Annotated in this window: 7 protein-coding genes and 1 tRNA gene; 1 reads left to right on the top strand and 7 read right to left on the bottom strand. The window is 50.4% G+C overall.

Features of this window, described 5'->3' with window-relative positions; translation table 11 throughout:
* Positions 1-635: 635 nt before the first annotated feature.
* The 7 genes from ACZMIG_RS04600 to ACZMIG_RS04570 form a co-directional block, all read right to left on the bottom strand.
* Positions 636-2,825: a glutamine synthetase III family protein gene (locus ACZMIG_RS04600; RefSeq protein ID WP_125105013.1), complete on the bottom strand. Its 2,190-nt coding sequence runs from the start codon at positions 2,823-2,825 to the stop codon at positions 636-638.
* Between the two features lie 281 nt (positions 2,826-3,106).
* Complete coding sequence (locus ACZMIG_RS04595) at positions 3,107-4,342, bottom strand: LL-diaminopimelate aminotransferase (RefSeq protein WP_053398219.1); 1,236 nt, start codon at positions 4,340-4,342, stop codon at positions 3,107-3,109.
* A gap of 150 nt (positions 4,343-4,492) precedes the next feature.
* Entirely contained in the window at positions 4,493-5,335 is an 843-nt protein-coding gene (dapF, locus tag ACZMIG_RS04590; protein ID WP_487889150.1) for a diaminopimelate epimerase, read from the bottom strand.
* Between the two features lie 413 nt (positions 5,336-5,748).
* Positions 5,749-6,555 carry a CPBP family intramembrane glutamic endopeptidase gene (locus ACZMIG_RS04585; RefSeq protein WP_487889149.1) on the bottom strand — a complete coding sequence of 269 codons (807 nt, stop codon included), beginning with the start codon at positions 6,553-6,555 and terminating at the stop codon, positions 5,749-5,751.
* Between the two features lie 73 nt (positions 6,556-6,628).
* The gene (gene ribF / locus ACZMIG_RS04580) at positions 6,629-7,567 is read right to left on the bottom strand and encodes a riboflavin biosynthesis protein RibF (protein WP_302330967.1); all 939 of its coding nucleotides are present in this window, start codon (positions 7,565-7,567) and stop codon (positions 6,629-6,631) included.
* Positions 7,568-7,589: 22 nt separating this feature from the next.
* On the bottom strand, positions 7,590-8,222 hold the full coding sequence (locus tag ACZMIG_RS04575; protein WP_302023500.1) for an HAD family hydrolase: 633 nt from the start codon (positions 8,220-8,222) through the stop codon (positions 7,590-7,592).
* Positions 8,186-10,798, bottom strand: coding sequence for a calcium-translocating P-type ATPase, PMCA-type (locus ACZMIG_RS04570; RefSeq protein ID WP_487889148.1), 2,613 nt, complete (start codon positions 10,796-10,798; stop codon positions 8,186-8,188). Before ACZMIG_RS04570 ends, ACZMIG_RS04575 begins: the two co-directional genes overlap by 37 nt.
* 287 nt (positions 10,799-11,085) lie before the next feature.
* On the opposite strand from ACZMIG_RS04570, the gene ACZMIG_RS04565 reads away from it, so the two are divergent.
* Positions 11,086-11,159: transfer RNA gene (locus ACZMIG_RS04565), tRNA-Ile, on the top strand.
* Positions 11,160-11,348: the final 189 nt, after the last annotated feature.

Genomic DNA, 11,348 nt, shown 5'->3' with positions numbered 1-11,348 from the left:
GCAGCAAAAGGCCATGCTGCCCGGAATGCCGTTTTGTAAAATAATCGGATAAATTCCGTCCGTTTGACGCTCTCAGAACAGCGATGCCCGTGGCAAAGCCATAGTTTGGCGCAAAAAACACGAAAAACATTGCAGTTTTGCCATCTTCCTTATTATCAGCACTTTATGCCCAAGAAGAGACAAAACTGCAATGGTTAAAAAATATTACTATGCCGTTTACGGTGCAAAAGTGGGCCACTTACGCTGCAAAACATGCCCGATTTTCGTCCGTAAAGCATGCTTTCAGACTCAAAAAACCATGCTTTTATTCCTTTAATAGTATGATAAAAGTAAATGTATGTTAACCATGCAACATTTTTATCCAATAAAATTAACATCCGTTGTATTTTAATTTTCCAGAACGGAAAATATTTTTGTCATAAGTTTTTACCACGTAGCAAAGCCCATGAGCTGGACGGAAAACATGATAAAACACAAAATAAAACGGGAGGCCTCTTCACAGAGACTTCCCGTCAGTTAACTTAAAACAATCAATAAAAGAAATAGATTGTCACGTTAAAATTATATGTTCGGCGGCACACACGGGGCACATCAGCCCCACTGCCGTCAGTCTTTATATTGATAATGTCTGGCTATTATCTTATGAAGAGCAGTTCACGATACTTAGGCAGAGTCCAGAGCTCGTCGGCAACGATAAGCTCGAGCTTGTCTATGTGGTAGCGTATCTCCTCCATCTTTGGAGCCACCGTGTCGTGATATGCTATGGCTTTCTCGCGCTCGCTCTCAATCTTGTTGGCCACCTTGCGCGCGTTGATAAGCTCGTCAACGCCGTTCTCTATGATCTGCGTGCGCTCGGCAATCTCCTCAATAATCTTGATGTTGCGCGAACAGAGCTTCTCAACCTTCTCCTTAGAGAATATCTGCAGCATGTTCTGGACGTTCTTGGCCAGCTGGCTCTGATAATGGGTTGCCACAGGTATGATGTGGTTCATTGACAGGTCGCCCATTACACGTGCCTCAATCTGTATGCGCTTGGTGTATGTGTCCCATTTAACCTCGTTGCGGGCAGCAAGCTCTTTCTCGCTCATCACGTTCATGTCTTCAAACATCTTTATCGACTCCTTGCTCAGGTAGTTGTCGAAGATAAGCGGACAGCTTGTCTCGCAGTCGAGTCCGCGGCGCTTTGCCTCCTCAACCCACTCGTCAGAATATCCGTTTCCGTCGAAGCGTATGGGCTTGCAGGTCTTGATGTCCTCACGCAGCACGTCGATGATGGCGCTTGTCTGGTCTTGTCCCTTCTCGATGAGGGCGTCAACGCGCTTCTTGAAGTCGGTCAGAGCCTCAGCCACGGCTGTGTTGAGGGCTATCATGGCCGAAGCACAGTTGGCCTCGCTGCCCACTGCACGGAACTCGAAGCGGTTACCTGTAAAGGCAAACGGACTTGTACGGTTGCGGTCGGTGTTGTCTATGAGCAGTTCGGGTATCTCAGGTATGTCGAGCGTCATGCCCTGCTTGCCTGCCACGTTGAACAGGTCCTTGCTGTTGCTGTTCTCTATATGGTCGAGCAGTTCTGACAGCTGCTTGCCGAGGAACGAAGATATGATTGCCGGAGGTGCCTCATTGGCTCCCAGACGATGGGCGTTGGTAGCGCTCATGATAGAAGCCTTGAGCAGTCCGTTGTGTCTGTATACGCCCATGAGAGTCTCAACGATGAAGGTAACGAAGCGCAGGTTGTCTTCAGGAGTCTTGCCCGGTGCATGCAGCAGCACGCCGGTGTCTGTAGACAAGCTCCAGTTGTTGTGCTTGCCCGAACCGTTGATGCCTGCGAAGGGTTTCTCATGCAGCAGTACTCGGAAGCCGTGCTTGCGTGCCACTTTCTTCATGAGCGACATGAGCAGCATGTTGTGGTCGATGGCCAGGTTGGTCTCCTCGAATATAGGAGCTATCTCAAACTGGTTGGGGGCAACCTCATTATGGCGTGTCTTACAGGGGATTGACAGTTCGAGAGCCTGCACCTCAAGGTCTTTCATGAAGGCCTGTACGCGGTCGGGGATGGTGCCGAAGTAGTGGTCATCCATCTGCTGGTTCTTGGCAGAGTCGTGGCCCATCAGGGTGCGTCCTGTAAGCATCAGGTCGGGACGTGCGCTGTAGAGTCCCTCGTCAACGAGGAAATACTCCTGCTCCCATCCAAGGTTGCATGTAACCTTTTTTACTCTCTGATCGAAATAATGACAAACCTCAGTTGCGGCAGTGTTCACAGCGTGAAGGGCACGCAGCAGCGGAGCCTTGTAGTCGAGAGCCTCGCCGGTGTAAGAGATGAAGATAGTAGGAATACACAGCGTGTCGTCCATGATGAACACGGGTGATGTGGGATCCCAGGCTGAATATCCGCGTGCCTCGAAGGTGTTTCTGATACCGCCGTTGGGGAACGAGCTTGCGTCAGGCTCCTGCTGTACGAGCAGCTTGCCCGAGAACTCCTCTATCATGCCGCCCTTGCCGTCGTGCTCTATGAAGGCGTCGTGCTTCTCGGCAGTGCCTTCTGTAAGCGGCTGAAACCAGTGAGTGTAGTGTGTAACGCCGTTCTCCTCGGCCCACTGCTTCATGCCGGCAGCCACTGCATCGGCTATAGAGCGGTCGAGTCGCGAACCGTTGTCAATGACATCAATGAGCTTGTCATATACATCTGCAGGCAGGTACTTATACATCTTTGCCCTATTGAAGACATACTTGCCGAAGTATTCTGACGGGCGTTCCAGCGGAACCATTACTTCCAGCGGCTTTTTCTTGAAAGCCTCTTCAACAACCTGAAATCTTAAGTTTGTCATTGTTAAAAAGTTTTATTTATTATACTTATGCCTATTCTTTATCTGAAAACATATGCAAAGATAATGCTAAATTTCATTATGACACCTTTTTATGAGATAAATGTTGCTTTTTTTTACATTCATAGCGCAATTTATAATACAAAGTAAGTCTTTCGCAGACTTAAATTGGCATAGCATGCGCCACACGCCATCACTCACCCACATTTCAATGACGCCACGTCGCCCGGTGTGTACTTACGCCCGTCAAGCAGAAACCTTACGGCCCGGCGCCCTGCCGCATTCTACTTCTGCATCCACAGACTTATGCGGCGCATGGCCTCCTTGCAGTCTTCACGCTCACCGAAGGCCGTAAGCCTTACGAAGCCTTCGCCGCTCGGACCGAAGCCTACGCCCGGCGTGCATACCACCTGCGCTCCATAGAGCATCTGCTCAAAGAACTTCCAGCTGTCAATGTTGCCCGGAGTCTTCACCCAGAGATACGGAGCGTTTACGCCGCCATACACCTTCAGTCCTAAAGATGTCAGCGTCTCACGCATTATCTTGGCGTTGTCCATATAGTATTTTATAGTCTCCCTTACCTGCTCCTTGCCTTCGGGGGTATATATTGCCTCGGCTGCGCGCTGGCTTATATAGCTTGTGCCGTTAAACTTGGTGCACTGCCTGCGATACCACATCGGATTCAGCGGATAGCGCTCCTTGCCGTCTATGCTGGCAGCCGTAAGTTCCTTGGGCACAACCGTATAGCCGCATCTCACGCCGGTGAATCCTGCCGTCTTCGAGAAGCTTCTGAACTCTATCGCAACCTTGCGCGCCCCTTTTATCTCATAGATCGAATGGGGAATGTCGTCGTCCTGAATATAAGCCTCGTATGCAGCGTCATAGAATATCAGAGTGTCGTTTTTCAGCGCATAGTTCACCCATTTGCGCAGTTCTTCCTTCGTTATAACTGTTCCCGTAGGGTTGTTCGGATAACACAGGTATATTATGTCGACACGCTGGTCAGGTATCTGTGGCACAAAGTTGTTCTCTTCCGTGCATGGTATGTAGGTAACGTTGCTCCACTTGCCGTCAACAAGCGCACCAGCCCTGCCGCACATCACGTTAGAGTCGACATATACGGGATATACCGGATCGGTAACGCCGAAGTTGTTGTCCCAGCGCACCAGCTCGCCAATGTTGCCCGTGTCGCTCTTTGCACCGTCGTTGACGAACACCTCACTCGGGTCGATATGTATGCCGCGCGAAAGATAGTCGTTCTTCACGATAGCCTCACGCAGGAACATGTATCCCTGTTCAGGACCGTATCCGTGAAAGCCTTCCCTGGTGCTCATCTCGTCAACGGCCTTGTGCATGGCCTTGATAACAGCAGGACACAGCGGACGCGTAACGTCGCCGATGCCAAGGCTTATCACGTTGGCCTTCTGATGCGACACCTTAAAGGCATTCACCTTTTTCGCAATGTCGGCAAACAGATAGTTTTTTGTCAGTTTTAGATAATGTTCGTTTATTAATGCCATATTTATTTTTATTGATGTTTAAGTTATTTTCTTTTCTATGTTGTGACTGTTCCTAATTCCGGCCTCTGCCTGTTTCTAAAAATTCCTGATACAATCTTTTGTCTTTAAAAAACTCACCTAATCTGATTTATGCTTATATCCGCAACCTTATCAGGGAAGCGGTATCTCGCCGTCAAACACAAATTCGGCACCGCCAGTAAGATAAACATGATTGTCAGTTTCTCTCCATTCAATTTCGAGCGTGCCTCCGTCCATCACGACCTTACTGCTGCAGCCTGCCACTCCGAGCTTTGCCGCCGCAACAGCCGTGGCACATGCCCCGGTGCCGCATGCCATCGTTATGCCGCTTCCACGCTCCCACACCCTTGTACGCAGCGTGTCTTTCTCAACGAGATGGGCAAACTCTATATTACAGCGTGCAGGGAAAGCCTCGTGATGCTCCAGCAAGCGCCCGTAGGTCTCTACGTCGGCAAGGCCTTCAGCGTCAGTGAATATCACGAAATGCGGATTACCCATCGACACAAACATGCCTTTAAAGAGTTTGCCGCCGGCTTCAAGCATGCCTCCCGCCTCGGCGGCTGTCCTAGGCACAAACTGTCCGGCCACATCAAAGCGCGGCTCAAGCATATCTACGGTTACGCTGTCAACCTTCTGTCCGCAGACATGCAGCTTCAGAGTCTTTATTCCCGAAAGAGTTTCGAGGCGTATAGTACGACTCGACGTCATGCCTTTTTCATAAAGATACTTTCCAATACACCTTGAGGCATTGCCGCACATCATTGCTTCAGAACCGTCGGCATTGAATATGCGCATGGAAAAATCGGCATCGGCAGACACAGGACGCCCTATCAGCACCAGTCCGTCGCTGCCTATGCCCTTATGGCGCGAACTCCACTTTATGGCAGCCTCAACAGGAGAAGGAATATTATACAGCAACGTATTAACATAAATATAATCATTCCCGGCTCCGTGCATCTTCGTAAATCTAATCATTGTTGGTGTCATTATGATTATCTTTTCACGTTAATGTTTTCTTTTTGCATGATCTTCAATGCAAATTTACAACATCTTGTGCAACATAATAACACTTTCATCAATTTATTACATTACTTTATACAAAATATTACGTTTTATCGATAAATATACATTATTTATTATAAATCATTACAACAAACAACCATATTCAATACAAATCGTCAGTAAAGCAAAAAGTTTAGATTACCGAAAAAACAACATCAAAAATCCAAAAATATCCATTAAAATTAATGGGTTATAATAACAAGGTTACACGAACAGGCTTATTGACAAAAAACCGGCTCTTGTCCAAAGCGAGACAAGAGCCGGTTGTATCTTATAATAACGCTATATTACTAAGGCGTTAAACGTACGGAAATTATCAGTTTTCTTTACTTTTTCATCCGCATGTTGAGCTGATAGATGGCGGGCAGGAATATGAACATAGAGAATATCAGCGACAGCACCACACTCTTCTGATTGCCGCCGAAAAGTCCGTCGAGACTGCTCATCGAGGCTATATGCGGGAACAGCGTGCACAAGACATACACCACGGTGTTGTTTACCCAATGGACGGCCACACCGGGCAGGATGCTCCCCGTGCGATAATACATCCAGCCGAGCAACAGACCAATGAGGAAGGCATGGGGCATCTGGGCTGGATTTAGATGGATGACGGCAAACACGGCGGCTGATATCAATATGGCCACCCACGGACGCGAGAAGCTGCCGAGAAGCGACTTGAGGATGGCGCCGCGGAACACGGTCTCCTCAACAAACGGAACCAGCAGGCAAAGCACAAAATAGCCATACTGGCTGCTCATGAGCTGGCGGAATGTTTCTTCTGACGTGTTGGCCAAGTCAGGCATAAGGCTCTGAAGCCACACCGAAGGCAGCAGAGTGCCGAGCGAGGCTATGCCGCTCCAGAAGAATATGCCCCACTTGCCTGAACGCAGATAGGCAGGCGAGAGCACGGCCCACTTGCGCCAGACAAACAGCGCAAGCGTGAGGCCACTGTAAACAGCGCACGAAAGTATCTGCATGGGGGCGGTTATCAGCTCAAGCTTCTGACCGTTAAGCACGGCGAGCACGTCTGACGAGGAATGGCCGGCGGCGAGAAGCCACACGGCAAACACCGCCCACGACACGAAATACTGTATGCAGATGAATGCAAACAGATATAATAATGCTTTCTTCATTTCTTGAATTTATGTGATAAAACTATGTTTTAACAGGAAAAATATGTGCGAATGGGTGCATCGCACTTAGCAATCACGCCCTTTCGAGTATCTTTTCGGCAGCTTCGCGGTCGAGCCACAGCTGGTCTACGAGCTTTTTTATTGAGCAGAACTTTTGCTCGTCGCGCAGGCGGTGATAGAACAGCACGTCTACCTGCCGGCCGTAGATATCTTCCTCAAAGTCGAAGATGTTAACCTCGAGCGTGGTTTCATGGCCGTCAAAGGTTGGCCTTGTGCCGATGTTCATCATGCCGTTGAGCAGACCGTCGCAGCCCTCCACCCTTACTTTCACGGCATAAACGCCATGCTCGGGTATCAGCTTCTGCGCATCGTCCACCTCAATGTTGGCCGTAGGAAAACCCAGTTTGCGTCCCTCACGGTAGCCGCCCTTCACCTTACCTGAAAAGAAGTAAGGATAGCCAAGGCACATGGCAGCCATGTCGGCCTCGCCTCCGGAAAGGAACGTGCGTATAACCGAGGAGCTTACGTTGACGCCGTTGAGCACGAAAGCATTGCCGCGCACCACCTCGATGCCTATCTCGCGGCCATAGCCCACATAGTCGTCAAAGCCTTCGGTGCGGCTATGGCCGAAGCGGTTGTCGTAGCCCATGATGAGTTTTCTTACGTTCAGGCGGTCGCGCAGCACGTCGCGCATAAAGTCGTAGGCAGTCATGGCAGCCATTTCGCGGTCGAAGTGGAGCACTACGCAGTTGTCGGCACCGGTTTTTGACAGCAGTGCCAGCTTCTCGTCGAGCGTAGACAGCAGCTTGGGCTGAAACTCCATGTTGAGCACCTGGCGCGGATGTCGGTCGAAGGTTATCACCGTCGACTGCAGTTCTGGGCTGGCCGCCGCGCAGTCGGTTACAGACTTTATGAGATACCGGTGTCCGCGGTGAACGCCGTCGAAGAATCCGATGGTGGCCACGCAGGGCGCCATCTCAGCGCTGTCGGTATCTGTAAATATAGTTCTCATAAGCTACTTTACGGTTATTATTTCACACACGATCGAGCCATTCGTCGCCCGTAAGGTTAAGGCTCATCATGCCCAGCTGGCTGGCAGCAGCACAGTTTACGGGCGAGTCGTCGATAAACAGTGTCTCATAGGCCGCCATGCCCGAGTCCATGAGCACCTTGCCGAATATCTGCGGGTCGGGCTTCAGCATGTGCATGCGGTACGACAGATATGTTTTCTCAAAATAGTCGTCAACATCCATGCCGTCATTCCTGAACATGCCGTCCAGGGCCTTCTGCCAGTGTATGGGGTTGGTGTTGCTCAGCAGCACCATGCGGTAGCGCCCCCTGAGGCTTGCCAGTTTCTCGAGCCGCTGGCGGGGTATGCCTGTCAGCAGTGCGTTCCATGCCTCGCAGATGTCTGCATCGTCAGCATTGCAGCCGGTGCAGATGCGTCTCACCTCGTTGCAGAACTCCTCAACGCCGGTGTTACCCACCTCAAGGTCGTGAAACAGGTCTTCCTGACGGCACTCGTCAACGTACCTTACTATCTCGTGTGCTCCAATCTTGTCGAAAGCCTCGATGCAGCGATGCTTGTCAAGATTGACAAGCACGCCGCCGAAGTCGAATATTATGTTCTTTATTTCTTGCATCTCAGCCTCTTTATTCCGCGCCATATCTCACCTACCCACATTACTATGGATGTTGCGCCGATTATGGTTATCCATTCCATGGCCGACAGCGGTTCCGTGCGGAACATCTTGCCGCCGAAGGTTACGATAAGCCACTGGCCCGCAAGGATGAACAGCAGGACGAGCAGCAGACCGTTGTCGTGCTTGAAGTCGTGGAACGCCGAATGGTTAGAGCCGAACGACTTGGCGTTGAACAGATTCCAGAACTGCAGCATGACGAACGTGGTGAAGAATATCGAGAGTTCATGTATATGAAGGTCGGCACCGCTCGACAGACTGTGCAGGAGCAATGCGAACAGCACGGCAAAGAATGCCAGGCCGCAGAACACGATGCCCTTGGCCATGCCGCGTGTGATGATAAAGTCGGTGCGCTTGCGCGGTTTTTCCTTCATCACCTCCTCCGACGGTGGCAGAGATGCCAGAGCCAGTGCGGCAAAGGTGTCCATTATGATGTTCACCCACAATATCTGTGTAACGGTGAGCGGCATTTCTGTTCCTATCACTGAGCCGCAAAGCACGAGCAGCAGAGCCGTAACGTTTACTACGAGCTGGAAGAACAGGAAGCGCTGTATGTTGCGGTAGAGCGAGCGGCCCCACATAACGGCGTTGACAATACTGCGGAACGAGTCGTCTATCAGCGTCATGTCGCTGGCCTCCTTGGCAACCGACGTTCCCGAACCGAGCGACAGGCCCACATGGGCGTGGTTGAGCGCAGGGGCATCGTTGGTTCCGTCGCCTGTAACGGCCACCACGGCGTCGTGCTTCTGCAGCAGGTTCACAAGGCGCTGCTTGTCGGTCGGCCTTGCACGGCTCATCACTTTCAGCTTCATCACACGGTTGAAAGCCTCATCGTCGCTCAAAGCGGCAAAGTCGGGACCTGTTATCTGAGCCTCGGCTGGCGTATCGGCATCCCAGATGCCTATCTGGCGGGCTATCTCGATAGCTGTGGCCGATGTGTCGCCGGTTACTATCTTAACGGTTATACCTGCGTCGATACATTCCTTCACGGCTGCGGGCACGTCGGGACGTATCGGGTCGCTTATGGCTGCCACGGCCTGGAACGTAAGGTGAGCGTCGGGCGTAAGCTTGGCAGTGTCTATGTCATCGCCGTTGCCGAGCACCTTATATGCAAACGCCAGTGTACGCATGGCCTGGTTCTGATATCCCGTAAGGCGCGCGCGTATCTCGTTGCGGCGCGCGTCGTCTATGTCGCAGAACTTGGCGACAATCTCGGGCGCACCTTTCACGAAGAGCACTCGCTCAGAGCCGCGTTTAACTATTGTTGCCATATACTTGCGTTCGGTAGAGAACGGCAGCTGATGCTCTATGTTGTCTGCCAGGCGCAGCGCCTTATAGTCAGTCTTGTTCTTCTCGAGCCACAGCAGCAGGGCCACTTCTGTAGGGTTACCAATGCCCTTGCCGCCTTCTTCGTCGAGATGTGCGGTTGTGTTGTATGCTATGGCTTCGTTAAACAGAGCAGCGTCGTCGGCATACATTGCCATGTCGGCCACCTGCATCTTGTTTTGCGTCAGCGTACCCGTCTTGTCGGTGCATATCACCGTAACGGCACCCATTGTCTCGCAGGCATGGAGCTTGCGCACAAGGTTGTTGTTCTTGAGCATGCGGCGCATGTTGAGAGCCAAGCTGAGCGTAACGGCCATAGGCATACCCTCGGGCACAGACATCACGATGAGCGTAACGGCCATCATGAAGTATTCGAGCACCACCTTCACCATGCCGAGATAGTTGTCCGAATGCCACAGGTTGTGCGGATCGGTCAGTATGTCGCGGCCGAGGAATATCACAAATGCTGCCACAGATATGCCCACACCAAACTTGCTTATCATCTTGGCAAGCTTGTCGAGCTGCATGTTCAGCGGAGTCTTAACCGAAGTCATCTCCGTACTTGAGCGTGCCACCTTGCCTATTTCAGTAGCATCGCCAACCTCAGTAACCTGATACACGCCGCGGCCGTTCATCACCATAGTGCTGCGCAGCACCTTCGACGAGGGATAAGTGGCCTCCTTGTCGTTCTTGTCGGGGTCGGCATGCTTTGTTATTATAGGCTCGCCGGTGAGCGACGACTCATCAATCTGCAGGTCGGTCGACTCGATAAGCGTTCCGTCGGCAGGTATCTCGTCGCCGACTTCTATTATAACAATGTCGCCCACGACAATGTCCTTGCGTGCCACCTGCACCACCTTGCCGTTACGGCGCACCTTTACGGGCGACTCCTCGCCTAGAGCCGTAAGCACATTAAACTTCTTGGCTGCGTCCATCTCGAAGTAAAAGCCGATGGTGGTGGCAAGGATTATGGCAAGGATAATGCCTATCGACTCAATGTAGTTATTCTCGATGACGGCAAGTCCGAGCGATATAACCGCTGCAAAAAGTAAGATTTTGATTATCGGATCCTTGTATTTTTCAAGATAAAGTTTCCACAAGGGTGTCCTCTCCGGGGGTGTAAGCACATTCTCGCCATGCGCCGAACGGCTCTTTTCCACTTCATTATCCGTCAGCCCGGGCTGATTGGTGAATAATGGGTTAAATTCGTTACTCATTTAAGACGTATAAATAATGAATTGATATTATAATCCGACTTGAACATCACAGACCCGTCAAGACCCGTAAGCCTCATTATGAGTCCGTTAATTTTACATTCTGCAAAGTTAACATAATTCGCTGAATTGTATCAACGAGACGCCCACAATCATGGTTTTTTAACGAATATTTTACCGCAAAACAACTTTTCTTCGTCGTTTAAAGCATATTTTGCAAAAAATATTTGGTTATTTGAATAAATAGCTATACCTTTGCACACGAAAACTTAACACCGCAAGGTTTAAGAGGGCTTTTAGCTCAGTTGGTTAGAGCAACAGACTCATAATCTGGAGGTCCCAGGTTCAAGCCCTGGATGGCCCACCGAAAAGAATCAGCGACTTAGATATTTATCTTAGTCGCTGATTTAATTTTTAATAATACGAGGCGAAAATGTCGATATTCTAAATAAAATGGCTCACCCGATAAATAGTGGGGAAAGAAAATATTACGCATAAATTTTAGTCAGCCTAAAGAGGAAGAATGGTATGTCAATAACTCCTCGGAGCAATG

The organism is Xylanibacter sp. (assembly GCF_057607445.1).
The sequence above is the reverse complement of the archived record's forward strand: the minus strand, read 5'-3'. Positions and strand labels throughout refer to the sequence as shown.